The organism is Allobaculum sp. JKK-2023, from assembly GCF_034745455.1.
GTDB lineage: Bacteria > Bacillota_I > Bacilli_A > Erysipelotrichales > Erysipelotrichaceae > Allobaculum.
Window position 1 is genome coordinate 2621403 of record NZ_JAYERV010000003.1, and the last position, 25586, is coordinate 2646988.

At 44.9% G+C, this 25586-nt stretch carries 19 protein-coding genes, 1 tRNA gene and 1 other RNA gene; 16 read left to right on the forward strand and 5 right to left on the reverse strand.

Annotation, left to right across the window (positions count from 1 at the left end):
- The first annotated feature begins 109 nt into the window (after nt 1–109).
- The 8 genes from U4956_RS10620 (at nt 110) to U4956_RS10655 (ending at nt 6889) form a co-directional block, all read left to right on the forward strand.
- Nucleotides 110–367 (forward strand): hypothetical protein, encoded by a 258-nt coding sequence (locus U4956_RS10620; protein ID WP_323090653.1) that lies wholly within the window; start codon nt 110–112, stop codon nt 365–367.
- Nucleotides 368–435: 68 nt separating this feature from the next.
- A complete protein-coding gene (locus U4956_RS10625) occupies nt 436–1038 on the forward strand; it encodes a hypothetical protein (protein ID WP_323090654.1) in 603 nt (200 codons plus the stop codon).
- Between the two features lie 827 nt (nt 1039–1865).
- A complete protein-coding gene (locus tag U4956_RS10630) occupies nt 1866–2087 on the forward strand; it encodes a helix-turn-helix domain-containing protein (RefSeq protein WP_323090655.1) in 222 nt (73 codons plus the stop codon).
- Between the two features lie 322 nt (nt 2088–2409).
- Complete coding sequence (gene smpB, locus U4956_RS10635; protein WP_323090657.1) at nt 2410–2880, forward strand: SsrA-binding protein SmpB; 471 nt, start codon at nt 2410–2412, stop codon at nt 2878–2880.
- Between the two features lie 431 nt (nt 2881–3311).
- Nucleotides 3312–3691: a transfer-messenger RNA gene (ssrA, locus tag U4956_RS10640) on the forward strand.
- Between the two features lie 948 nt (nt 3692–4639).
- On the forward strand, nt 4640–5002 hold the full coding sequence (locus U4956_RS10645; RefSeq protein WP_323090658.1) for a hypothetical protein: 363 nt from the start codon (nt 4640–4642) through the stop codon (nt 5000–5002).
- Nucleotides 5003–5159: 157 nt separating this feature from the next.
- Nucleotides 5160–5792 carry a histidine phosphatase family protein gene (locus U4956_RS10650; protein WP_323090660.1) on the forward strand — a complete coding sequence of 211 codons (633 nt, stop codon included), beginning with the start codon at nt 5160–5162 and terminating at the stop codon, nt 5790–5792.
- A gap of 131 nt (nt 5793–5923) precedes the next feature.
- Nucleotides 5924–6889: a ketopantoate reductase family protein gene (locus U4956_RS10655; RefSeq protein WP_323090662.1), complete on the forward strand. Its 966-nt coding sequence runs from the start codon at nt 5924–5926 to the stop codon at nt 6887–6889.
- Nucleotides 6890–7093: 204 nt separating this feature from the next.
- Here the strand turns inward: U4956_RS10655 and U4956_RS10660 are convergent.
- Nucleotides 7094–7169 (reverse strand) — tRNA-Ala (locus tag U4956_RS10660).
- Nucleotides 7170–7695: 526 nt separating this feature from the next.
- On the opposite strand from U4956_RS10660, the gene U4956_RS10665 reads away from it, so the two are divergent.
- Nucleotides 7696–8847, forward strand: coding sequence for a Type 1 glutamine amidotransferase-like domain-containing protein (locus U4956_RS10665; protein ID WP_323090663.1), 1152 nt, complete (start codon nt 7696–7698; stop codon nt 8845–8847).
- A 523-nt stretch (nt 8848–9370) separates the two neighbouring features.
- Here the strand turns inward: U4956_RS10665 and U4956_RS10670 are convergent.
- Nucleotides 9371–9814 (reverse strand): Spx/MgsR family RNA polymerase-binding regulatory protein, encoded by a 444-nt coding sequence (locus U4956_RS10670; RefSeq protein ID WP_323090664.1) that lies wholly within the window; start codon nt 9812–9814, stop codon nt 9371–9373.
- Between the two features lie 1112 nt (nt 9815–10926).
- Here U4956_RS10670 and U4956_RS10675 point away from each other — a divergent pair.
- From U4956_RS10675 to pyk, 5 genes are all read left to right on the forward strand, one after another.
- On the forward strand, nt 10927–11613 hold the full coding sequence (locus U4956_RS10675; protein WP_323090665.1) for a Fic family protein: 687 nt from the start codon (nt 10927–10929) through the stop codon (nt 11611–11613).
- A gap of 396 nt (nt 11614–12009) precedes the next feature.
- Nucleotides 12010–13188 carry a transposase gene (locus tag U4956_RS10680; RefSeq protein ID WP_323090667.1) on the forward strand — a complete coding sequence of 393 codons (1179 nt, stop codon included), beginning with the start codon at nt 12010–12012 and terminating at the stop codon, nt 13186–13188.
- Between the two features lie 188 nt (nt 13189–13376).
- Nucleotides 13377–13832, forward strand: a complete 456-nt coding sequence (bcp, locus tag U4956_RS10685) for a thioredoxin-dependent thiol peroxidase (RefSeq protein ID WP_323090668.1) — start codon at nt 13377–13379, stop codon at nt 13830–13832.
- A 269-nt stretch (nt 13833–14101) separates the two neighbouring features.
- Nucleotides 14102–15064 (forward strand): 6-phosphofructokinase, encoded by a 963-nt coding sequence (pfkA, locus tag U4956_RS10690; RefSeq protein ID WP_323091496.1) that lies wholly within the window; start codon nt 14102–14104, stop codon nt 15062–15064.
- Nucleotides 15065–15126: 62 nt separating this feature from the next.
- Nucleotides 15127–16551, forward strand: a complete 1425-nt coding sequence (gene pyk, locus U4956_RS10695) for a pyruvate kinase (protein ID WP_323091498.1) — start codon at nt 15127–15129, stop codon at nt 16549–16551.
- Nucleotides 16552–16628: 77 nt separating this feature from the next.
- Here the strand turns inward: pyk and U4956_RS10700 are convergent, their stop codons facing one another.
- From U4956_RS10700 to U4956_RS10710, 3 genes are all read right to left on the reverse strand, one after another.
- Nucleotides 16629–18083 carry an alpha-amylase gene (locus U4956_RS10700; protein ID WP_323090669.1) on the reverse strand — a complete coding sequence of 485 codons (1455 nt, stop codon included), beginning with the start codon at nt 18081–18083 and terminating at the stop codon, nt 16629–16631.
- 387 nt (nt 18084–18470) lie between these two features.
- On the reverse strand, nt 18471–21815 hold the full coding sequence (locus U4956_RS10705; protein WP_323090671.1) for an FtsX-like permease family protein: 3345 nt from the start codon (nt 21813–21815) through the stop codon (nt 18471–18473).
- A complete protein-coding gene (locus U4956_RS10710; protein ID WP_323090673.1) occupies nt 21815–22516 on the reverse strand; it encodes an ABC transporter ATP-binding protein in 702 nt (233 codons plus the stop codon). Before U4956_RS10710 ends, U4956_RS10705 begins: the two co-directional genes overlap by 1 nt.
- Nucleotides 22517–23433: 917 nt before the next feature.
- Between U4956_RS10710 and U4956_RS10715 the strand changes: the two genes are divergently transcribed.
- Both U4956_RS10715 and U4956_RS10720 read left to right on the forward strand, forming a co-directional pair.
- Nucleotides 23434–24321, forward strand: a complete 888-nt coding sequence (locus U4956_RS10715; protein WP_323090674.1) for a DegV family protein — start codon at nt 23434–23436, stop codon at nt 24319–24321.
- Nucleotides 24296–25192 carry a DegV family protein gene (locus tag U4956_RS10720; RefSeq protein ID WP_323090675.1) on the forward strand — a complete coding sequence of 299 codons (897 nt, stop codon included), beginning with the start codon at nt 24296–24298 and terminating at the stop codon, nt 25190–25192. The genes U4956_RS10715 and U4956_RS10720 overlap by 26 nt, the downstream gene beginning before the upstream one ends.
- The last annotated feature ends 394 nt before the right edge of the window (nt 25193–25586 follow it).

Sequence of the window (25586 nt, forward strand, 5' to 3'; positions counted from 1 at the left end):
ATAGATTTTTATAATTAAGATGTAAATCACCTATCAAATCTGACTTTTTCAAAAACTGCAAAACATCCGGGTTGATCCATCGCAGAACATCATTGTTCTTCAGACTCCAATGGGCAACCAGCTTGGTCTGAAAGTCTGCTCACATGCCGTTGATTTTGAAAAAGACGCTAAAATTCTTGTTTCGGCCGGCCAGAAAGTCAGGCAAGGTGATACGCTTGTCCATTTTATCCAGCCGATTGAAGCCAAATCCAAGCTGTTTGCGATTACACCAATTGATCAAGTTCTCTATCGTGAAGGATATAAACCTCGCCAGAGCCTTGGAAAAGTAAGTCAGGGAGAGCCGGTTCTCGCCCGGGCGGCTAAGTAAAGCGGGCAGAACGCTTTTCAATATTTGGCGTCCAAGTAGAATCAGAACTATCAAGGAGGCTTTTAAGAATGAGTGATTTTTTCAAGGATATTGAAGCAGGTTTCGACAAATTTAAAACAGATGTCGAAAAAGAAGTGGATAAACTGAAAGACGATTTCCACAGTGATGAGAAGAAGGTAGAAGCAAAAGCTGAAGCCGACAAAGCAGATCTGAAGGCAAAATACGAAGCAGATCTCGAAAAAGCAGAAAAGAAAGCGGACGCTGATGAAGCAGCTGCAAAAGCAAAAGAAGCTGAATTCAAAAAAGAAGCTGCAGCCGATGCGGCCGATGCAAAAGCTGATTTAGCCAAAGCAGGTGCTGAAGTCAAAGACAAAACTGCAGCCGCTGTCGAAAAAGTCAAAGCTGGCGCAGCTGATGCCTATGACAAAGCAAAAGACGGTGTCGCAGATGTCTATGACAAAGCGAAAGATGGCGTTGCCGATGCTTACGACAAAGTCAAAGAAGGCGCGGTCAACGCTTATGACAAAGCCAAAGAAGGCGTAACAAAAGCATTTGACAAAGCGAAAGACGATGTCAAAGATTTCAGCGGTGATGTCAAAAAAGATGCAAAAGCTGACGCAGCCAAAGTCGAAGCAGAGGTTAAAAAAGTAGAAGCTGACATCAAAAAGTAGTCAGTCTCAAGCTTTACGCCCATAGAATTACCCCTATTTCCAGTTTACAATTTCCCACTCACATCTGCTGGCAGATGTTTCTATCCCCACTTTGCGGTCGGTCAAACCCGGCCGCTTTTCATTCTTTTTGCAAGTTTTTATCCATCGAGCACTTTCGAATCTTTCCGGCAAAACTTGACCTGGATTCCACCTGATTGTTCTGATACGTTCAGAACGGAATAGGAAACTGTCCTTTGCTCATGGATAAGATCATGGAAACGATCAAATCGTTCATCGGTTGTCGATGATCCTATAAAAAGTCTGAAATTCTGACGAAATTTTGTTGGATTTTCGGCGGGATTTCTATTTCCAGGTTGATAGGAATGGAATGTCTGAGAAAGCCCGCACGCCAGAAGAAAATGGATGACTTTGCAAAACTGAGGATAGAAAAAAGCGAGAAAGAAGAGAGATTTTTACAGACGGGACGGCGGACTGCTAGGGAAAAATAGAAGGAAAGCCTGTACATCTTCTGAAAAACAGCTGAAATTATTTATCTTTGCATATTATGGAGAAGACGCAAGCTGATTGACCGCGAAAAATTGACAGGTTAGTTTGTATCCGATCATGATACGACACGAATCGCTTGGTCAAGTAAAGATATTCAGATATGAAAGTATCTGAATATCTTTTCTCAATTATGGGAACGAAACATGAAGATATCACACAAAATTCGTGGAGTTTATGCCCGAAAACAGCGAAATTAGCATAGTTTTTGACTTCATACAAATCTCTTATTGATTTTTATCGGGTTCAGGGTAGTATTAATGACGAGGAGAGAAAACAGCTTTATGGTCAAAAATAATATTGAAGTCGACATTAAAGTTAAAATTCTCGAAGGTGGATATACCCAGGAACGCCTCGGTTCTAAGATTGGCACAACGTCCCAGTATGTTAACCGTATCATCAAGAAGAAAGATGGTTTGCTCAACAGAACCTTCATCCAGATGATGGAAGCCCTGGGCTACGACATTGAACTGGTCTATGTCCCTTGCGAGAAACGGGATGCCTGATTTCCCGATTGACTGACAATCAAAAATCAGAAAATGGATTCGGGAGAAGCGGGAGCTTCTCCATTTTTTGCTTCCGGAAAAGCAAAATTACTATGAATTCTGGATTCTCTCGTTGCAGCTGACCTCAAAAAACATGTCTCGATGATTTTTCTTGTATCCAGCCCGAACGTTTTTCAAAACGACAAACACGTCCAGGATTAGAAATCTCAGGCCAATTGACCGGTCTTTGAAGAGTTCTGCTATAATGGAAAACCAAGAGATTCATGCTTCCGTATTGTTTTGTCAGTAAGGAAGAGCGCTGTCAGCAGCAGAAAGGCAAGTCATGCAGAATACCAATGAAAAAGGCATCAAGGTGATTGCGGAAAACCGGAAAGCCAGACATGAATATGAACTGCTCGACCGTTATGAAGCCGGTCTGGAGCTGAAAGGAACTGAAATTAAAAGTGTCCGCAAAGGAAAAGTCCAGCTGAAAGATGCTTACATCTCCATTCGCGATGGTCAGGCGACTTTAAAAGGAATGCATATTTCTCCTTATGAATTTGGCAACCGTTTTAACCATGATGAAACCAGGGACCGTCGTTTGCTTTTGCATAAACGGGAAATCCTGAAACTGGATCAGCAGGTCCGCTTAAAAGGAATGACATTGGTTCCTTTGAAGATTTATCTGTCTCATGGACTTTGCAAGCTTGAAATTGCGGTGGCTCGTGGTAAAAACCTGCATGATAAGCGGGAAAGCGCCAAGACCCGTGATGCACAGCGGGAAATTCAGAAAGCCATGAAGATCCGCTATTAAGTCGATCACCATTCAGATTCAAAAGGTTCACACCAGACTTAAAGCACAGGCTGTTTTCTTCTTTTCCATATGCAACGAATTGAAAATCGATCTTCGCAATTCGATTGAGACTCTGCTTATGGAAAGCTGGAAGAAAGAGGTTGTGCTTTTTATCTTTTTAAATGGCTGTTTAAAAAATCAGAAGGATTGTTACTGTTCACACCCTGTGCCAGGGCATGACGAAAAGCCGGAAATTTTATCCCTTTTTTTGAGGGGCGTGAACAGTAACGAAGAATTTGGTCAGAGATTTTAAACTGGAAATCTTCTTTAAGTATCGAGAAAATAAGTCGTGTCAATCGGGATGGGAAACTCTGCAAGACCCAAAAACCTGAGTTGAATTTGTTGACATAAATAAAAATTGCGGTTAAGATAATTATCCAAAGTAATTACGTGGGGATGTTTTTGGCATTCGATGAGTAATTGTCTGGACTCAACTACAGCCGGGTGATTCCGTTAAAAATCATTCAAAATAAACGCTAACAACTTTAACTTTGGCCGCACCAACTACAACGGTGCTGTTGCCTTTGCTGCTTAATTGAACATTTAATCGTTCTGCAGCTTTTCTGAACGAGTTCGCTTTCTTCTAGTTCAGATCACTAGCACAAAGAAGATAAGCTGACAGACCGACTGGATCTGTCGGACGAAAATTCTACAGTCAAACCATCAGGAATTGTGTCTGTCCAAGTCTGATGGAATTCTGGCAGACTAAGCTGTAAACGTTGATTCGTGGGGCGTTGCTTAGACGCGAGTTCGACTCTCGCCATCTCCACCATATGAAATCACCCCCCCCATATCTAAAACGGATATGGGGTTTTTATTTTGCTCATATGTGATTTATGTGCAATATCAACTGCAAAGGTCAAGGCCAGGGAGAATTAGATTTTGCAGGAGCTGCCTGTCATGGTCATGATATTAAGGAATTAACATTTGATCTAGAAAGGTATTGTCTTCACGAGCAAATCCGTTTTTTAAAGCTTTTCAGTCTGTAAGTCTTCCGGCATCCGGGATCCTTGATATCAGAAATGAATATCGGTTTCTGTTGATTGAAGGCAGAACAGATTTTGGAAGATGTATAATGCCTTTTCTTTGTGAATACGGATTGTACTCCAATAGATTCACAGCTGAAAATGTTGGAAATCTGGCATAAAAATGACTTTTTTGAAAAAGTGGATACCAGAAAAATGGCATCAAGACTTCTCTTGTGAACAGAGTATCTATCTAAATATTTCATAAAGAATTGCTGATGTGTACTCAAAATAAATACATAAATGATTCTGTTGCATCTAAATCAAGAACGATTTGGTGGATTGTTTTCAGATAAATGTATAGATAACAGAATCTATTCATGATCAGTATAAAGATATAAAGATTAATGATCGGATGAAGTCCTTTATATTGGCTGGATTAGATACATTGTATTAAAGAAATTAATGTGATATAAATGCGATTTTAATACTGAATTCATACAATTTTTTCTCTGGATCAATAAATGCGGACAAAAAATCACAGAATTACGATTATGTGAAGCAAAAAAATTGAAAAAGATGTGGAAAAACCCTTTGTACTTGTATTAAACTGTGTATAAAGAAAGTCAAAAGAAAAACCACAGTCTGGGTTGTATGTTGAAGGCGCCATTTTACTGACAACCGGACCTGGTTTTGTCAGAAAACGGCAGGAGGGCCTTGACTCCTGCCAGACTGACAAGGAGTGAAGAATAGCCATGTCTAGAAAACCCGATCCTCTTACTCAATACCGCATGCGTGTTCATGAATTCCGCGGATATCGCTATGCAAGTACTCAACCTACAGTAAGTAACCCTTTAACCGGAAAACGTTACTCTAAGCGAATTCACTGGGGTGTTCTCGAAGCGGGCAACCGTTTCGTCCCAAACCGTAACTTCCGCCGCATGCCTCTTGAAGAACAGAAAAAGTTCCTCTTCCCAGAAGAATGGGATCTGTCTGAAGTGGCTGAACTCAGTTCGAAAGCAGAAGATACTCTCTATGCAGAACGCCGGATTCTGCACCCCAAAATGGTTACTGAAGCAATCGAATTGCCTCATCGTCTTCCAACCTATGCTCAATAGGCCAGACTGTTCAGACAGCCTGGCCGCTGTTTTTTATAGAGACGTTTGTGTGGACTGAACTTGTTTGCGGTCATTTTGGATTTGAAGACAGTTTTGAAAGCGGCGACAGAAGCAGATAATGGAAAGCAGCAGGAAAACTGAAAAGGGAGAGAAAAGAATGTCAGTACGATTGTTTGTGGTCCGGCATGGCCAGACGGTGATGAATCAGGAGAAAAGAAGCCAGGGGTGGCTGGATTCGCCATTGACTGAGCGGGGAAAAGTAGAAGCCTTGATTGTCAGAAACTGGCTGAAGGACCGTCATCTTCAGTTTGCGCATGGATATTCAAGTGATCTTGGCCGTGCCAGGCAGACGCTGGGCTTACTGGTCCAGGGTGAATTTCCGACGAATGAGGAAGCAGGACTGCGGGAGATGACATTAGGAAAAATGGATGGCGTACAGGGTTTTGTGCTTGATCCGGCGAAGTGGAATCAGCAGGCTAAAGAATATGGCGGAGAATCATTCGAACATGCCGCTGGCCGGGCGATAGCCAGTCTGTATGCGATTGCCAGGGTGAATTCTGGTCAGAATGTTCTGGTTGTTACCCATGGAATGGTCATCAATTTATTGATGGAAACTTTACCGCCTATCCAGGCTGTTTGGAAGGATACAGACCGGCTGGAGAATGGAATGATTCTGGAGCTGGTTTATACTTGTGGGCAATTATGGCTTTCTGGTGTTCATCTTCCTGTTTCAGAGTATCTGGAAAAGCACAATTTGGAAGAAGAAAAGCAGAAGATAGGGAAATTTTAAAATCACCATGATCTAAGGGATTTCCCATAGGCATTTGCATTAAAATCGGATAGTGTATTGGATGGATTGTCAGTTTCGATGATTTTAAAAAGAACTATTGCGATCTGGATTGGAGTTGAAAGAGGATGTCTATGCGGATTCTGATTTATGGGGCTGGGAGTATCGGCAGCTATCTGGCACATGTTTTATACAGCGCCGGCAATGAAGTGACAATTCTGGCCAGAGGAGAGCGAAAACAGAACCTGGATTACCGGGGGCTGGTTTTGCATCACGTCCTGCAGCGCAAGACCACTTGTGATCATCCAAAAATTATCGATTCGATTGGGGATGAGAAATACGATCTGGTCTTTGCGGCTGTTCAGTTTGGTCAGCTTCAATCGATCTTTGATGACCTTTGTAAAGTCAACAGCTCGGTTGTCGTTCTGGTTGGAAATAATTTCGGGCCAACCGTTACCCGGCAGGAGATTCTGCGCTTTACTGAGCATCCCAAAACAGTCCTGTTTGCGTTTCCGGCCTTTGGGGGCCATCGGGAGAGAAGCCAGATTCGCACAACTCATGTGGGAGCTGGATCGATGACGATCGGTCTTTCCGGATCCAGAACACCGAAGCTGGTTCGCAATATGGTAGAGCGTGCTTTCCAGGGAACGAAATTTGAACTGAACTGGGAAAAAAATATGGATGACTGGCTCAAATGTCATGGCGTCTTCATGCTCCCATTGGCTTATCTTTCTTATTTATATAATTGTGATTTGCGAAAGGTATCCAGTGCTGATTTTCGTCTGGCTATGGATGCAGTGCGCAGTGGGTATGAATTGCTCGGTTCCTGTGGATATGGTCTTGATTCGAGTTATTTAGAGATCGAAGATAATGGGCTGAAAAGTGAAATTAACACCTGCCTGTTCCATGTAGCTGCCAGATCACCTTTTGGCCGATTGATGGTGACAGATCATTGCGCGAATGCGGCAGCAGAGATAAAAGCCATGGATGAAGCTTTTGAAAAAATCCGGGCCCGCAAACCGGAAATGAAAATGCCTGCCTGGGATGAGCTGCGAAACCGTATGCCTTCCTGGCCATACCTGCTTGAAACCTACCGCTAGAACAGCCAGAAAGATGCAAAGGAAAGGCGCAATTTCTGGCTGTCTGGCGTTTTTTGCTTTCTGGTGGATCGAAACATCTGAGTTTGGGGATTTGATTTCTTTGTTTGCCGGTATTCAGTCGAAGCAGGCTGAATCATCTCGTTAAGATTGGAATGCATAAATAAAAAGCACATAGACAATCGTCTATGTGCTGAATCTACACATTGGTGGAGCGTAGGGGGATCGAACCCCTGACCTCATGGCTGCCAGCCATGCGCTCTCCCAGCTGAGCTAACACCCCAAGTGCTCATTGATAATACCATCACTATGAATTCGATGCAACCTTTTTTGTTATTTTTTTCAAGGGCTGACAGACAGAGAGTTACGGTTCACACTCAAATGGAGGTTTGCAGCAATTTTCCTTAAATTGAAGTCGCTTCCAGCTCTATTCATCATATCCTGAGAAAATTTTCTACGCAGGCGGCTGCTTTACTGCATAAGTAGCTTACACCTGTTTTGCATATCGTCTGTCAACAGGGGTGTGAAGAGTAACGACAGAGGCAACTGAAGTGGATTTCCTGACGAAAACACGCCTACCAAATCGAATGCATGTCGCTGACCATAAGAGGAAAACAAATGACCAGGCTGACTGATAAGTGCAGTTTGAAACCTTTGGGAATGAAGGAGGTTCAGGTGAAGGTTTGAATGTTTTGTCAAAAGGAGAAGAGGGAAATACAATGAAAACCAGCGCGTAAACGATTTTTCGATTCTTGCCGTCATAAGATTGTGCTTCCATCGATGCGCGGAAAGGAGGTGGGTGCAGGGGATTGCCAGTTTGCTCTGGCGGTAAGGAAGATGCCTGCACCAACGGAATGAAACTGATCAGTCGCTATCATAAAGATCAGGCAAAAGCACTCAGAGCCTGGTTTGAATGGAACGAACCCTCTAAAGAGATTGAGTCGACAAATTTAGATCCATCATCCTGCTCTAGGCAAAACAAAGAGCAGGAAGCAGGAAAACAACAGAGCCAGACAAACAAAAGGAAAGAAGCTTTTGATCCGGCTTTATCCGCTCTGTTATTCGAAGATCGGATTTTTACTCTGCCAAACAATGCAGATCTGGTCTTTGGCAAGGCACTGCCTGATTCTGTGGATCTGGTCATGGATCGTAAAGATCTGCCCAAAGAAAACTGGCAGTTTTTTGAAAACTGTCCCCATGCTAATCCCTGGATTTTGCCTGTTGACCGATTTGATCCGGCCCTGGGTGCATTGAAAGAAAATAAGGACCCCGTCCGGACGCATATTTTGATGAATACATCCATGATTGATGAAAAGTGGTGCCGCCCAGCTTTAAAACCACTCATTGCACCGGAAGATGAAGTCTGCGTTCTGGCGTTCAGCTTCTTTGACGATACAAAAACGCTTGCTGACTGGAACAAACAATATAAGAAGGGACAGGGGATCTGGTACCGATCCAATACTGATGTGTTCTTCTGGTATGGCCTTAAGGAAAATCAGGTTCACTGGGTCAATTATTTTACGGATGATGTGATCAAGATGCAGGATGCGATCCGAAACTCCAATATTCTGCTTCTGACTGGCGGAGCACCAGATCTGATGATGAAACGGATCCGGGAAAAGAAACTGAAAAAGGTATTGAAGGACTATCAGGGCCTCATTATCGGATATTCAGCCGGTGCTATGGTTCAGCTGGCAGATTACCATATCACGCCGGATGAAGACTATCCGGAATTCTCCTGGCAAAAAGGCATTGGCTGGCTGGAGGATTTTGATGTAGAAGTCCATTACCATCACTCGCGGATTCAAAAAGATGGCATGAATCAGGCTTACAGCGCAAAGCCAAAACCGATTTATGCTATTGAAGAACAGGGCGGTATGATTGTTGCTCCTGATGGAACGAAGAGTTTCTTTGGAAAGGTGGAACGCTTCGATCAAAACCATTCGGATTATGATCTTTGAGTCTTTTGCCAATGGTCTGGTCAATCTCTCCTTTTTGGCAGCTGACCAGTGTTCTGGAGGCGGGCCAGCAGGGATTCTATCCTAAAAAAGAAAAACACAGTTATATTTGATTTGCTTATGAAAGAATTCATCAGTCTTTGACAGGATTCATCAGCGGTTGTTCGGTCTGTGTTCTTTTGCTTGGCAAAGGTTCGCAAACAGTTCTGAAACAGGAAAATTGTTGAAGACCTGCAGAATGTGATTGAATACTTGGCGGGCAATAAACTGGCGGAAAGATAAAATTACCGTAAATAAAGTGAAATGCACGATTTATTTGGCGAGTCATAAAAAAGTCATCCACCTGGATGGCATTTTCTTTGATCTGCTCTTGATTCAGTGGAAAGCCAGATGGGATTTATGCATCATCCTTTGAAAGTTGAGAGGGGTTTTGTATCCTATAAGTGCTTGAAATCTATAGACAAATAAAAAGGCTCCTGGATCAGGAACCTTCGTATTTATGGATTCGGGATGTGGATTGTAAGGGCTAGAGATTTCGGGTAACTGAGCTTAAAGACAGGTCAGCCGAAATAATCGAGGCTTCGATGCGGTTGAGTTCGTCTTTGCGGCGGGATACCGGAACCATAGCTGTGATTTCGTCATCATCATAACCAACAACCATGTTGCGTTCGCTAAGCATAATCGGACGCTTTAAAACAGAAGGGTTACGCTGGATAAAGCGGGTGAGCTGGGCGATCGACATCTCATCCAGGGTGTCTTTTAAGGTGAGATACGCTTTTGAGCGAGTCGAAATGATGTCTTCTGTTCCGTTTTCACAACGGGAAAGCAGATATTTGATTTCAGCTTCGGACAATAAGTTGGAGAAAATGTTCTTCTCGACGAAATTGATGTGGTTGTCCTCGAGCCATTTTTTGGCTTTGCGGCAGCTAGCGCATCCAGGTGAAGTGTAAAACAATACGGCGTTATTCATAATTTTTCCTCCAAAACTTTCCTAAGTTTGTGAATTGGTTTTGTAGTCGTCTTTCTTAATCACATCTTTATCTTAGACCTTACTTGGGTAAAGATGCAATAACTTTTTTAAATATTTATATTGTTTCTTTATCTTTTAGGTGACAGGATCAGCCTTACCTAAAGAACTAAAGAAGGTTTATATCTGATATGTGCGATAAACCAAAGCGAATCGCTTTACAAAATCCATTAAAATCATATTAAAAAAATCTGTATAAAACTAATCCGATGTATGAAAAAATCCCATAAATCGTGATAGATTCTCTCTTTTGATATTTTCAGAATTCCCTTTATCTATCGTTCTACCACCTCTACTTTCTCTCATGTTTTTACAGCTGTAAAAAACAAACCGATTTATTCATAAGTTTCTTGCATGCAATAAAAATTTGTTTTTATTGTTTCAGAAATTAAGAAAATGTAAAAACAAAATGACTGAGATTATTGGGATCAAAATGGCAGAACCAGCACAAATAAAATGCCGCCTGTGCTGAGCATTTCCAAAACCTGCTCTTTGATCGAAAAAGAGTATGCCCCATTCCGATTGAATGAACATTAATCCTGAAAAACAGAGCTGTAAGATTCGAAGATCCAGGGTGGTCTTCTTTTTTTTTGCCTGTCTTCACATTTCGTCCTTATAAGATCGAGCCAATTCGATCAGACCAGAGTCTTTTGTTTCGCATTTTCCTGTTCCTTTGACTGTCGGCTTTCTTTCGATCTGCCGATTGCCAGAGCATGCTTCCACAATGCCTGATTTGGCTGCGTTTTACTCCTTTCAGTTTTGAAAGTTCGAGAATTGAGCAGGAAGTTTCAGAAGAAAAACGGTTTGATCACCGTTTGGCAGACAAGAGAATCTGTAAAGCATTGCAGCAAGCAAAATCTCTGAAAATCAGTCAATTATGGAACGCTGATGGCAAAAGTTGGAGAAACAGATTGAAATGTAAATCTAATTCGGTAAAATTACTGGACAAAGCACCGAAAAGTAACAATAGAAAACCGGAAAATTTGGTTTGTTCTGTTCAGCCGGGAACTTTTGCCTTTATAATGATGCTTAGAGTTATTTAAGGAGAAAATGATATGGATGTTCGAGATTTACTGAAAAACAACCAGAGCTACTACGAAGATTTTATGACGCGCGCAATTTATAACTCCAACGCGCTGGAAGGAAGCACTCTGACAAAGAATGAAACCTATGCACTGACTTTCGATTCCAACCACTGCCCGATCAATGCCAATGCCAAAGAAATTCATCAGGCAATCAACCATAAAAAAGCCTTGGGAATCATGCTGGATCGTGTCAGTCACAACGTTCCATTAACGGAAGAATTCTTAATTATGGAAAACGATGCCGTAAACGAAAATATTCTGTTTGGCGGTGCCTATCGCGAAGATCCGGCTCACGTATCCGGTTCGACAAAAGTTTTCCCAGGACCAGATGAAATTGAAGACTTCCTGCAGGATTTCATCCGCCGCTACAATGAATTTGTTGAAAATGGCTTCACGATGGAAGATGTTGCCGATCTGCACATCCAGTTTGAAAATATTCATCCATTCACAGACGGAAACGGACGGACGGGCCGTATTCTGATCAATTCCATGCTGATCAGTTCTGGACAGGCTCCAATCGTCATTCCTCTGGATATGCGCAATGACTACATTAAAATGCTGGAAACCAACAATGTCAAAAGCATGGCCGATGCTTTCCGTGAACTTCAGGCCATTGAAGAAGAGCGCGCTGAAAATTTCGCTTCTCTTGGCGAATAAAAGAACCGATAAAAGACAAAGACAGTCATCGACTGTCTTTCTTTTTGGATGGTCTTTTAGAAAATGACTGGCCGGCCCAGCCAATGGATGATTCATGCCTTTCCTACGGATCATTCATGCGGATCATGCATACGAATAATTTATACTTGATGATTCATGCTCTTAGATGATTCATCCTCTTACAGGAAAAGAGAAGGAGTGTCTATCTGTTCCTAATTATGCGTTTTATTGTGGCTATATGCTGCTTAATGTATTCATAGAAAAGAGGTGTGCATTCCTCAAAGGTGCCGAAATAGTTGAAAAAGGAGAATTCCCTATTGCGTTATGCGCTAAAAGTGCGTAAAATATACTCATAAATGCGGTAGAAATATCGTTTCGCGAAAGGGGATGTTTCTGTTGTTAAAGACATACAAAACAGAGATCGATCCAACACCAAAGCAGAAGCAGCAGATCAATAAGACGATCGGAACCTGCCGGTATATCTACAACTTCTATCTGGCCCACAACAAAGAGCTTCACGAAGAGGGCAAACCATTCCAGAGCGCAAAGACTTTCAGTGTCTGGCTGAACAATGAGTATCTGCCGGCACATCCTGAGTGCTCATGGATTAAGGAAGTAAGTTCCAAGTCTGTCAGGAAAGCTATGGAAGATGCCAATACAGCGTTTACCCGCTTCTTCAATGGGCAGAGCGGATTTCCAAGATTCAAGAAGAAGTACAAATCTGATGTGAAGATGTACTTTGTAAAGAACAACGAAAAAGACTGCCAGTGTGAACGACATCGGATCAAGATCCCGACTCTTGGATGGGTAAAGCTGAAGGAAAAAGGCTACATCCCGACAATCAGGGAAGGATTTGTCATCCGGAGCGGAACTGTCTCCAGAAAGGCCGGAAGATACTATGTAACGGCCGTGGTAGATCTCCCAGTTTCAGAGAAGCCGACTCCTGCCGGTGATGGCTTAGGCATCGATCTCGGTATCAAGGAATTTGCGGTACTCAGCGACGGAACCGTAAAGAAGAACATCAACAAGACCTCCAGAGTCAGAAAGCTGGAGAAAAAGCTCAAAAGAGAGCAGCGCTGTCTTTCGAGAAAATACGAAGACTTAAAGAAGCGCAAAGATAAACAAAACAAACAGAAAGGAGAAGCTACTCGTCAAAATATTCAGAAGCAAAAATTGAAGGTACAGAAGATTCATCAGAAACTGGACAACATTCGAAGCGACTATATCAACAAATGCGTGAGTGAGATCGTAAAAACCAAGCCGTCTTATATCACCATTGAAAATTTGAATGTATCAGGAATGATGAAAAACAGGCATCTCGCCAAAGCAGTCGCTTCGCAGAAATTCTATGAGTTCAGAGCGAAGCTGACCGCAAAATGCAGAGAAATGGGCATTGAATTAAGAGTCGTAGACAGATGGTACCCGTCAAGCAAGACCTGCCATGCGTGCGGCCGTATCAAGAAAGATCTGAAACTTTCTGATCGTGAGTACGTATGTGAATGCGGCTATCATGCAGACCGTGATGTGAATGCCAGTCTCAATCTGAGAGATGCAAAAGCCTACGTGATCGCCTAAGCAAGTGATTGCAGGCATGTACCGATGGCTTAGTCGGGAATTTACGACTGTGGACTGTATACCACCGGTAGCGTGCTGTTTTTTTGGCCGTGAAAGCACACAGGATGAAGCAGTAAGAAATGTTCGCGAGAACTTTCAACCTCTCAATATGAATATATTTGACCATATTTTGAGTAGCAGGGATTCTGATGTTAGAACCAGGAACTCTGGCTCCGGAATTTACATTGCCAGACCAGAATGGAAATCCCGTTTCCTTGTCTGACTTTCGAGGTCAGAAAGTGATTCTTTATTTCTATCCCAAAGACAACACGAGCGGCTGCACAAAACAAGCGTGTGCTTATCGGGATGCGTATCCGCAGTTTCTCGAGAAGAATGCCAAAGTCATTGGCATCTCCAAGGATACTGTGCGCTCGCATGCCAACTTCGAAAAGAAGTACGAACTTCCATTTACCTTGCTTGCAGATCCGGAGCGTAAAGTGCTCGAGACTTATGACGTGCTCAAAGAAAAAACGATGTACGGCAAGAAGGTCATGGGAACTGTACGGACAACGTATCTGATCGATGAAAATGGAAAAATTGAGAAGGCTTACGAAAAAGTAAAACCCGAACAAGATTACGAAATTCTTCTGGCTGATCTGAGATGAAACCAGGCGAAAAAAGGTAAAGCTGCCCGATTGTTTTCTGGATTTATGATCTACCTTTAGTCTGTTCCGAAACAGAAAAAGAACTGAACTGCGGCCCTTTGCTTCAAGCATAAAAAGGCCGCATTTTTTTGTCGGCGAAAAATTAGCAGGGAATGAAAAGAGAGGAAAATCAGGATGTCGGAAGTATGTTAGAATTAGGGCAACAAAGCAGATCGCAGGCTTATTCCTGCGATTCATATCTGAGGATCTGAAAAGACGGAGGACTAATGATGATTAAAAGAATCGGTGTTCTGACTTCCGGTGGCGACTCTCCTGGAATGAATGCGGCTGTACGGGCGATTACCCGTATCGGAATCAATGCAGGACTGGAAGTTTTTGGCATTTATAACGGATACAAAGGAATGGTAGAAGGTTACATTGAACCTTTGACAACTGAGTCCGTGAGTGAGATTCTGACACGTGGCGGAACTGTACTTGGATCTGCCCGTCTGCCGGAGTTCAAAGATATTGAAGTACGAAAAAAAGCGATTAAACAGTTGCAGCGCCGCGGCATTGAAGCGGTTGTTGTAATTGGCGGCGACGGCTCCTATCGCGGCGCCCTCGAACTTACCCATATGGGAATTAACTGTATCGGATTGCCTGGTACAATTGATAATGACATTACTTGCACAGATTATACGATCGGCTTTATGACCGCGCTTGAAACAGTTGTTGATGCGGTCGATAAACTGCGTGACACCTCTAACTCCCATCACCGCTGCTCCATTGTTGAAGTTATGGGCAACCGCTGCGGAGACCTGGCTTTATGGTCTGGCATCGCATGCGGTGCGGAAATCGTAGTCACCAGTGAAAGTGGATTCGATGAACAGGATATTCTGGATCGTCTTCGCGATCTCGACCAGATCAAGAAGAAAAAACACGCGATTGTGATCATTTCTGAAAAGATCACGGATGTTCACCAGTTTGCCAAACGCGTTACCCTCAATACCGGATTCTCCGGACGGGCAACGGTGCTTGGCCACATCCAGCGTGGTGGATCTCCATGTCCATTCGACCGTATGCTCGCCAGCCAGATGGGCGAAAAAGCGATTGACCTTCTGATGCAGGGGATCGGTGGCCAATGCGTAGCGATCAGAGACAATCAGATCGTAGCTTATCCAATTGAACGAGCATTAGTGATGCCTTCTTCCTCGAAAAAGCCTCTGACAAACTTGTTTGAGCGTCTGGGATAAAAGTCCGGATTTGAGCAATTAAGATAAGCATGGTATAGAATCGTTTTGAAATCAATCGAGGTATATATATGGACAAGAAAACAAAAGTTGTCTGCACGATCGGCCCTGCCAGTGAAGACAAAGAAATGATCAAAAAGCTTGTGAACGAAGGCATGAATATCTGCCGTCTGAACTTCTCTCATGGTGACTACTCTGAACACGGTGCCCGTATCGAGAAGATCCGCAATGTTTCGAAAGAACTCAAGAAACCGATCGGTATCATGCTGGATACAAAAGGTCCTGAAATCCGTCTGGGTGAATTCGAAAATGGCGGCGTTCAGTTCGAAAAAGGTGACGTGGTTACAATCGTCAATGACCCGACTGTAATGGGAACCCGTGAAAAATTCGCGATCAATGTTCCTGAAGTCTTTAATGACGTAAAACCTGGTGACTTTATCCTGATGGATGATGGTAAAATGCGCGTTGATATCACTGAAGTCAACTACGGTAAAGATTTCAAAGGGGTGGTCGCAAACCCACACTTCCTGAAATCCAAAAAAGGATGCAACCTGCCAGGTATCGTTCTTTCCATGCCATTCCTTTCCAAAAAGGATGAAGCTGACTTACGTTTCGGTGCCCAGAACGATGTAGACTACATCGCATTAAGCTTTGTACGTCGCAAAGAAGATGTTCTTGCTGTTCGTGACATCCTGATCTCCGAAGGCAAAGACGATATTCAGATTTTCGCCAAAATCGAAAACCAGGAAGGTTTCGACAACCTGCGCGACATTCTTGAAGTCGCTGATGGTATCATGGTTGCCCGTGGTGACTTAGGTGTTAACGTTTCTCTGGAATACGTTCCAATCTACCAGAAACAGATGATCAAAGTCGCTAACGAAATGGGTAAACCAGTTATCACTGCTACTCACATGCTTGAAAGTATGCAGGGTAACCCAAGACCTACTCGTGCCGAAGCCAGTGACGTTGCCAACGCCATCATGGATGGTACAGATGCCGTTATGACTTCTGCAGAAACTGCAGCAGGTCTCTACCCAGCTGAAGCTGTACACACATTCACTAAGATTGCTGACGCAATCGAACCAATGATCGATTACAAGACCAGACTTGCTGATGGAATTGCATCTTCCAACCGCAACATGTCCGACTCCATCGCCATTTCCGCAGCTGAAACTGCTCTGGCTATGGATATCAAGGCAATCGTTGCCTTCACTCAGTCCGGTCTGACCGCAAAACGTCTGGCTAAATTCCGTCCAGAAGCTCCAATCATCGCCGTTACTTTTGATGAAAAAGTTCAGCGTTCTCTGCTTCCAGTCTTCGGTGTTCAGCCTGTTGTAACTGATGTACAGAACACTCAGCAGAACGATGTTCAGCTGGCTCGCAATATTGCTCTGAAAAATGGACTCCATCATGGTGATAACATCATCGTTGTCGCTGGTTACCCAGTAGGTGCTGGTTCAACCAATATGATGAAAATCGTAACAGTCTAAATCACAACCCGTATACAAACAAAACCACGGCCTGATCACCGTGGTTTTTTCTATGCCATTTTTCCTCTTTGCATTGGCTATTTGAGCTTGAGATCCTTTTTCATCCAGGCGATATCGCTTTGCAGGATATAGATTGAACAGCACCCTGGGGTGCAGTCAAAGACGGCATGGCCGTTCTGATCAATCTGGACGGTGTGATCTTTGCGGGAAATATCTTCAAAAGTCAGCCCGGCATATTCAGGAAACAGCACTGTTTTCTGCTTACCATCGCCTATGGTGAACAACACCAGAACCGGATGACTGGAGCGGGCAATCCAGCAGGCTTTCTGGGCATCTTCATCAAACAGATCTACGATCGGTCCATCGAGCAGATGCGAGCGGATCCACATCATCTGTTCAAGCAGGGCAACTTTAGGAGACTTTGTTTTCCGGACACCTTCCAGATCTCCCAGGAATACGCAGGGAACCTGGCAGCGATAAAGCAGAATCAAAGCATAGGCCGCGGTTTTAAACCAATCCATAATCCAGGATTCAAGCGCCTGACCAGGCTGGGTGTCATGATTATCAACAAACGCCACCGCATAGTCAGGATGCTTTTCACTCAACGTGCCATGAAACAGCGTCCGCACATCATAATTGCCCCCTGAGCGGGAGCAATCAAAAAGATGGTAGTGCAAAGGAACATCAAACAGTTTCATGCAATGTTTTGTATCCCGGATAAACCCTTCCAGCTCCCCTAGATTGCCGCTCCAGTATTCACCAACCGCAAAGGCTCCAGCCTGGGTGTTTTGACGGACATGAGACAGCCAGCCGTCAAAGAAGGTGGAATCGATAGATTTTACCGCATCAAAACGAAATCCATTAATTCCAAACCGGTTCGTATACCAGACACCCCAGCGATAGAGCTCGTCTTTCACCCAGGGAACAGAGTGGTCGATATCCATACCCATGATGTAATCAAAGTTGCCGGATTCTTTCGAAACATGCTCGGACCAGTGATGGCCGTCAAAAAGCAGAATCCAGCGTTCATGGTCCAGAAACCGGTCAGAAGCCTTAAAGCAGGAACTGTTCCAGATAAAGTCCGAATACATTCCCTTGCGACCGGGATAGGTGTAGCGGGAATACAGATCGGTCGTAAAGGGAGCGGCAACGGGATGATTGCGGTCACTTTCTGACATCGGCGTGACCCGGACGGATTCCAGTTCGTCTCCGCCCATCCGGTGATTGAGAATGATATCCGCAATGACCTGAATGTGGCGATCGGATAAAGCTTTGATGGCAGCCTGATACTGACGGACATTTCCATATTTTGTCCGTACGGATCCTTTCTGGTTGAATTCACCAAGATCATAAGGATCATACAGACCATATCCGACATCTTTCTTGCCTTCGCGGCCTTTGGCAGCCGGCGGCATCCAGACCATGGTGACACCCAGTGTTTCCAGATGCGGGGCAGCCTTTTTCAGCCGGGTATAGGTAAATCCGTCAGCTCGTGTATACCATTGAAAATACTGAAGTAAGGTTTCGTTCATAGCAGCAGTTTGTTACTCCTTTCCAGATGGAAGAAAGGCAGGCTGCCGATCTTCAAATCCGATTTATTCATTTCAATTCATATTTTGAATTGATTTTCTAACTGTACCATTGATTTTTACGGGAGGGCGCGAGGTCGATCGATTCTGGTGCAATTCAGACTGAAAGTTTCATGGGGTCCGTCTGGCGAGACCGCTATCGTCTGGTTCCAGAAGTAGAACAAAGCCAATTTACCGTCCGCAGGGGAGTCAGATGCCTGCAAGCCCGGACGCCCGCAAGAGTGGTCTGCAGTCTCACAGTCAGACATCAAAAAAGGCGTGTGATTTTGATCTCACACGCCCTGAAACAGAATCTGCAATGTAAAGCTGAAGCCTGGAAAAGCAGAGAGTCTATTCGACAGCTTTAAGGGATTCAACCATCTGAATATGACGCAGACTGTATTTCATGATGAAGTTAATAATCAAAGTAAAGAGCATGGTCAGACCCACGGAGTAGGCATAGGACTGCCACAGGATGGTCCGTCCGAATCGAACGGTATCCAGCTCCGCCATGGAGATGATCAGACCGTGCAGGTAAATGCCCAGCACCAGACCGACCAGACTGCCGATCAGAGCCAGAATAATGGTTTCGTTATTGACATAGGCATTGACTTCTTTTTCGGTAAAGCCAAGGACCTTGATGGTCGCAATCTCGCGCATTCGTTCACTGATATTGACGTTGGACAGGTTATACAGAACAACGAAGGCTAACATCGCTGCACAGATAATCAGAACCACGACAACGAGTTTGACGGTAGCGATCATTTCTATGAAGTTATCCTGCATGCTCGAATAGAAGGTTACCGAACGGACATCGTCATCCGCCATCAGACTGGTGCCAAGATCCGCTTCAAAGTCCGGATCTACACTTTCGTTCTGGAGAAGAATGGTCGCCGAAGGGGTATCTTCGATGCCAAGCTGATCAAACAGCTTCTGGGTAATGAAGATTTCCTGGCCGGTGTACTGTTCGAAAATACCAGTCACTTTTACTTTGACTTCCTGTTCGTATTCACTGGTCTTGAAGGTCAGCTCATCGCCAACACCAAGGCCAATCCGTTCAGCGGTCTGAACGGAGATCAGAGCCCCATCATCAGTCAGATGATCCAGGGAATCTTCAGACTCAGGATGGAACGTCGTGAAGTTTCCGTATTTTTCAGGATCCGAAATGATGTTGAGGGTTGCCGCAACATCTTTACGGTCATAATGGACGGTAATAGGCAGAGCCTGATAGGAAATCGTCTGATTGACGCCTTCAATATCCTTAAGGCGTTCAGCCAGTGCTGCGGCTTCATCGGCATTCATGTAGTTTTCCGCCTTGACCATGGCATCGTAATGGCTGATCGCTTCATACTGACGTGGAATAATATCGCTCAGTGAGTCATTCAGACCAAAACCGGCTAAGAGCAATGCCGAACAGCCGGAAATACCAATGACGGTCATGAAGAAACGCTTCTTATACCGGAAAAGGTTTCGCAGCGTCACTTTCTGCATGAAGGAAAGACGGCGCCAGAACCACCCCACTCGCTCTAACAGAATGCGTTTACCGGCTTTGGCTGCTTTTGGACGCATTAACTGCGCCGGAACCTCGCGCATTTCCTTCGAGATGGAAACCCACGTGGCGGCAAGTACAATCAGGGTAACCAGGCCGGAAGCCGTTAACATGAGCATCGGCTGGAACTTGAAGTGGATTTCCTCCATGTTGTACATGACACCCCATGAGTTGTAGATAATCAATGGGAAGACAAACATACCCACCGCACAGCCCAGAATCGATCCGAGAATCGAAGCCGAGCCGGCATAAAGCATATATTTGGCTGAAATCTGCATCCGGGAATAGCCAAGCGCTTTCAGGGTTCCCATTTCGTTTCGTTCTTCATCGACCATACGGGTCATCGTCGTCATGCACACCAGTGCAGCGACCAGGAAGAAGAAAACAGGGAAGACAGCCGCAATTCCATCCATACGTTCGGCACAGGCCTGATAGTCACGATAGGAATAGTGGGAGTCCCGGTCGAGCACAATCCATTTGGCCCCCATGACATCGATTTTTTCACGGGCTTTGGCGAGTTGGTCGTGGGCTTCACGGGACTGCTTTTCAAATTCCTTGACACCCTTGTCATATTCTGCCTGGCCATCCTCGAGCTGCTTTTTGCCATTTTCAAGTTCAGCTTTGGAATCTTCCAGTTTCTTTTCACCGTCTTCGATCTGCTTTTTGGCATCCTCGAGCTGGGCTTTGGCTTCGGGCAGCTGTTGTTGTTTTGCCAGCAGCTGATCACGCTGCTCTTCGAGACTTGGCAGCTGTTTGACCCCCTCTTCAATTTGCTCGATTGCATCATCGAGCTTGGCCAGATTTTCGCGCCCAGCCTCTTCTGAACCACCGATCTGGGCAAGAATTTCATCCCGGTTATCATCAGTGGTCATTTCTGCCTGATTGATGCGGTTCATCAGGCTATTTCGTGATTCGCGCAGGGAAGGGAGCAGCAGGCTGTTTGGATTGAGATTTTCCAGACTGTTGATGCGCTCATTCAGGGAATTGAGCTGATCATACAGCTTGGAAATCGTATCTGACGTTGTATTCAACGTCGGCAGCACGGCCAGAGCAGCGGTGAGCTGGGTACGCTGGTCTTGCAGCTCTTCCAGCTGGGCTTCACCGGCTTTAATCTGGGCAATACCGTCATCGAGCTGGTTCAGGCCATCTTCGAGCTGTTTCTTCCCCTCTTCATAGTCTTTCAGGCCGTTTTCGTACTGGGTTTTCGAATCCGCCAGCGTCTGAATCCCTTCGTTGTACTGGCGCAGACCATCGTCGTATTGAGCGCGGGCGTCATCGAGTTTCTTTTTGGCTTCATCAAGTTCATGTTGGCCGTCGAGCAGTTTGTCATTGACTTCCTGCTCTTTGGCATCAAGTTCATCGTTGAAACTCTGAATATCTTTGGCAACCTGATCGTCGGCAATGGATTCAATTCGTTCGAGAACGGGTGTGGTCAGATCAAAGTAGGCATCACTGTATGTATCCAGATCCCGTGCACCCTGAACAATGACATCGGCTTCGGTATAAATATCATTGGCGCGGACATCCTGCGGGACGTAAATAAAGGTATTGACCTGGCCGCTTCCAATTGCTGAGGATCCCAGTTCATAAGACAGATAGTTTGGATTGTAGGCACTGCCTACAACTTTAAAGGTCGTCGTTTTCAAAGAATCATCGACGGGCGTCGAGTTTCCCGAATACAGTTCAATGGTATCCCCGATCTGGAAAGTCGATCCCATGATCTTACCCGTTGCGGATGGTCCCTGAATCAGACATTCGCCATCATTTTCCGGCATCCGGCCTTCAACCAGTCTTGGCTTGTTGATTTTCTGGTCCTCCTGATAGGTGATCAGTTTGACAACCAGCTCCTTGGATTCTTTTTTGGCCAGAAAATCACTGGTGTATTGCCCTTGAACGTCTTCGACACCATGAACATCCTTTAAGGCATCCAGGTCACTCTGGTTGATTCCAATCGTGGAATAGACCTGAATATCCTGGAGGTTGTATTTGTCCATGTAGGCATCAGCCGAGTTGGTCATATCCGGCGCGCTGGCCTTGATCCCCGCAAAAAAGGCGACCCCTAAAGCAACAATGAAGAGAATAGACAAATATCGCCCAAGGGTATGGCGGATTTCAACAAGCAGATCCTTAAACAGAATGGGCGGCATCAGTATTCAATCTCCTGTGCACTCATTGGATGTTCATTGATCTCAATGCTTTCAATCTTGCCAGAGCGGACCTTGATGATCTTGTCTCCGATGGGTGTCAAAGCCAGGTTGTGGGTGATGACAACAACTGTGGTCTTTTCTGTTTTACAGATATCCTGCAGCACCTGTAAGACCTGTTTTCCGGTCTTATAATCAAGCGCCCCCGTCGGCTCATCGCAAAGCAGCAGCCGCGGGCTTTTGGCAATGGCACGGGCAATGGCGACACGCTGTTGTTCGCCACCGGAAATCTGAGATGGGAAGTTGAACTTTCGCTCAGAAAGACCAACCGCATCCAGAGTCTGTTCAATATTCTTCGGTGATTTGGAAATCTGACAGGCCAGTTCAACGTTTTCCATGACTGTCAGATTCTGAATCAGGTTGTAAAACTGGAAGACAAATCCGACATCATCGCGTCGGTAGAGAGTGAGCTGCTTATCGTTAAAGCCGCTGACAATCTTATCGCCAACTTTGATCGTTCCCGAGCTGCATGTATCCATGCCACCAAGCAGATTCAGAATGGTCGATTTTCCGGCACCGGAAGCCCCGGCAATAATGACAAATTCACCTTCATCAATGTCAAAACTGACGCCATCAAGGGCATGGATGACGACTTCCCCCATCGCGTAATCCTTGCGGACGTCTTTGAATTCAATAAAACTCATGGTTCCCCCTTTCTTGTTTTGCGTTGACTGCTCACTCTACATAGCCCTAAAAAGAGCGATGAGCTGTCAGTTCTTTTTTTTGTGTGGTCTTGGATCTGCTTTCGTGCCTTCGTGTCTGTTCGACCAGATTGGCCCATCAAAATGGATCACTCGCTAAATCAGCCGGAATCACAAACGGGGCAGACAGAAGCAGACAGGAGCAGATAAAAGAAAAATCAGAAGCTTTCTGTCCGCTGAAAAGAAGATTTCCTGGTTTTCAACCCGTCCTGAAAACTGGCAGCCAGAGAAGCAGCCAACAAGAAGATCGCAACCGGGTGCCGATCGAAAGGGCAGCAGGCTGCCTAATGCTTAACAGGCTGAAACCGACAGCAGACAAGCAAAGCGACTATATTTTAGCATTCCAGCAGGGCAAACTCTTCCTCTTTCTGAAATGAATCAGTATACAACAGGGCTGTAAGAAAATGCGGCTGAAATGCCATTTGAAAAATTCCTGCGGCGGGCTGGCTGTTTGGGCGGCGTAAAGAGCAAAAGAGAGGTAAAAAGAGAATGAAAGACTTGCCTAAGGCAACCGAAATGCTCCGTCTTTGGGCATATCGAGTTATCTGTCTGGATTGGAAAGGGAAAGAGGCGATGAAAACGGTGCTCATTTTGGCGCAAAAAGACAGAGCGCCAGGATTCATTTCGAGAGAAAAACATTTGGAATCAAAATGAATTGTTCAAAAGAGATGAAATTGCAGACCGAAAAAGATTGGCAGAGCCATTGAAGCGGTATCAAGATCTGCCTAAGTTGGCAGTTTGGCAGGGATGTTCACCTTTAAAAGATTGCCTGCCCGATAAAGTCTGTGTTTGGCATGTCGTCTGCTATGATGAAAACAGAAAATTATGCATGTCCTTAGACATGTTCAGGAGTGATATAGATGAAAACAAAAGTCGTAACAGATTCCGGAAGCGGCCTGACTCAGAAGCAGGCGGACGCCTTAGGAATCGGTTTCCTTCCATTACAGGTTCTCGTCGATGACCAACAGTATCTTGATGGCGTGGATCTGAATACAGAGATGCTGTATGCCATGTTAGAAGATGGCAAAATGCCGACAACTAGCCAGCCACCTTTACTGCTTGAAGAAGAGCTGTTTGAAGAGTTACTCAAAGAGGGTTACACTGACATTATCGCAATTAATCTTTCAAGCGGACTGTCCAGTACCAATGAGATTGTTCAGGCGACGGCTAAACGTTTAGGCCTCACCGTTCATACGCTGGATATTTATACTACGCTGGCCATTCAGAAATACCTGGCAATTGCAGCCAAACAGCTGCTTGACCAGGGCAAAGACCCAGATGAAATCATCCGTCTGCTTTCAGAAGCCGTGGATAAATCCGAAGGGTATCTGATCGTTGACAACCTGGATCATCTGGCAGCCGGCGGCCGGTTAACTCCGCTTGCCGCAAAACTGGGCGGCCTGCTTAAAATTAAACCTGTTTTGAAAGTGGCTAAATCGACAGAAGGAAAAGTTGATTCCTTCGATAAAGTCCGTACTTTCCACAAAGCTGTTGCTAAAGGCGTAGACCAGGTCAAAAGCGCCCTGCAGCCCGGTGTTGACTATGAATTCTTCATTCTCAATGGCAATGATGATGCCATGGCCCAGAAGACTCGTGAACTGCTCAACGCCATCAGCCCTGACACACCGGTTCATACCATGGATATGTTTCCGGTGATCGCCTCGCATACAGGTTTAGGTTCAATTGGGATCCAGTTTATTCCAAAAATTGAAGGGGTTGACTATGATGAAACTCGCATTTGTAACTGACAGCGGAACCGGATTTTCAAGTGAATTCTGGAAGGAAAGAGGCATTTACTCTTTACCTTTACAGCTGACCATCGGTGACAAAACTTTTTCTGAAGGTGAAAATATCACCTATGCGCAAATCATTGAGAATCTGCATCAGCAGGTTCTGATGAAAACTTCGCTGCCATCGCTTGGCCGGATTGAAGATTTATTTGAACAGATTAAAAAAGATGGCTATGATGGCGTCTTCTGTGTCCCAATCTGCCGCGGTCTTTCGGGCACCCTTGATGCCATGGAGTCGGCTGCCAGCCAGGTCGGCCTGAGCTTTTATGGCTTTGACTGCTACACGACTGCCGTCATCCAGGCTCATTGCATCGAAACCGCCAAAGCCCTGTATGAAGAAGGCAAATCCATTGAAGAAATTATGGCGACCCTGGAAGTCATTGCCAAACATGCCGACACGATTGTGCTTTGTGATGATCTCCAGCATATGAAGCGCGGCGGCCGTCTGACCCCCGCAGCGGCCTTGCTTGGCGGACTGTTAAAAATCAAACCGCTGCTGCATGTCAATGAAAGCACCCATGGCAAGGTTGATGTATTTGATAAGGTCAGGACCATGTCCCGTGCCCAGGACCGCGTTGTAGACCATTTTGAAGAGCTTAACCTGCCGCCCAAAGCGGATATCACGGTTGCTCATGTGGACAGTGAAGAAGCCGCCAAAAAATTTGCGGCCAAATTCCGGGCTAAATATCCCGAAGCGACCATCCGGGTCATTGATCTGGTCAGTGCTGTTGGTATTCATACGGGTCTCAATGCCCTTTGCGTTGAAGCCTTTGATCCAGCTGGACGGCCAGTGGATGTATACACGGCTGAAAATTCCATTCAGATCTAATCAGATCGAATTAGGCCCAATCAGATCCATCTTTTCAGATCAGATTTCATCTGAAGTGAGAGAGAAACCAGATTTGAATTCAGAAATCAACCAGACAAATCCCGGCGAAACGGGCACTTCTCCTTCATGGAGCGGTGCTCGTTTCGTCTTTTTTGATGGCTGGATATGGGATTTTATTGCGAAAACAATGTTTTCTTCCAGTTTCTCATGCGCTTTTCCGTCATAGAAAGATCAGCCAGCTGCCCAAAATGTCAGAAAAACGTCCTATGAACGGCTGAGGATGGCCGCTCAAACAGTGAAAAGGCTTTCGAAAACGCTTTCCAGACGGTTTTTTTGAATGATTTATGGGGGCTTCTTATCGCTTCAGGAAATGAAAGGTTGCATCGGAATGAAA

What these genes read in the sequence shown, in the direction of transcription:
- U4956_RS10620 (WP_323090653.1), top strand. Translation starts at nt 110, where the DNA reads ATGGGCAACCAGCTTGGTCTGAAAGTCTGCTCACATGCCGTTGATTTT.
- U4956_RS10625 (WP_323090654.1), top strand. Translation starts at nt 436, where the DNA reads ATGAGTGATTTTTTCAAGGATATTGAAGCAGGTTTCGACAAATTTAAA.
- U4956_RS10630 (WP_323090655.1), top strand. Translation starts at nt 1,866, where the DNA reads ATGGTCAAAAATAATATTGAAGTCGACATTAAAGTTAAAATTCTCGAA.
- smpB (WP_323090657.1), top strand. Translation starts at nt 2,410, where the DNA reads ATGCAGAATACCAATGAAAAAGGCATCAAGGTGATTGCGGAAAACCGG.
- U4956_RS10645 (WP_323090658.1), top strand. Translation starts at nt 4,640, where the DNA reads ATGTCTAGAAAACCCGATCCTCTTACTCAATACCGCATGCGTGTTCAT.
- U4956_RS10650 (WP_323090660.1), top strand. Translation starts at nt 5,160, where the DNA reads ATGTCAGTACGATTGTTTGTGGTCCGGCATGGCCAGACGGTGATGAAT.
- U4956_RS10655 (WP_323090662.1), top strand. Translation starts at nt 5,924, where the DNA reads ATGCGGATTCTGATTTATGGGGCTGGGAGTATCGGCAGCTATCTGGCA.
- U4956_RS10670 (WP_323090664.1), bottom strand. Translation starts at nt 9,814, where the DNA reads ATGAATAACGCCGTATTGTTTTACACTTCACCTGGATGCGCTAGCTGC.
- U4956_RS10675 (WP_323090665.1), top strand. Translation starts at nt 10,927, where the DNA reads ATGGATGTTCGAGATTTACTGAAAAACAACCAGAGCTACTACGAAGAT.
- bcp (WP_323090668.1), top strand. Translation starts at nt 13,377, where the DNA reads ATGTTAGAACCAGGAACTCTGGCTCCGGAATTTACATTGCCAGACCAG.
- pfkA (WP_323091496.1), top strand. Translation starts at nt 14,102, where the DNA reads ATGATTAAAAGAATCGGTGTTCTGACTTCCGGTGGCGACTCTCCTGGA.
- U4956_RS10700 (WP_323090669.1), bottom strand. Translation starts at nt 18,083, where the DNA reads ATGAACGAAACCTTACTTCAGTATTTTCAATGGTATACACGAGCTGAC.
- U4956_RS10705 (WP_323090671.1), bottom strand. Translation starts at nt 21,815, where the DNA reads ATGCCGCCCATTCTGTTTAAGGATCTGCTTGTTGAAATCCGCCATACC.
- U4956_RS10710 (WP_323090673.1), bottom strand. Translation starts at nt 22,516, where the DNA reads ATGAGTTTTATTGAATTCAAAGACGTCCGCAAGGATTACGCGATGGGG.
- U4956_RS10715 (WP_323090674.1), top strand. Translation starts at nt 23,434, where the DNA reads ATGAAAACAAAAGTCGTAACAGATTCCGGAAGCGGCCTGACTCAGAAG.
- U4956_RS10720 (WP_323090675.1), top strand. Translation starts at nt 24,296, where the DNA reads ATGATGAAACTCGCATTTGTAACTGACAGCGGAACCGGATTTTCAAGT.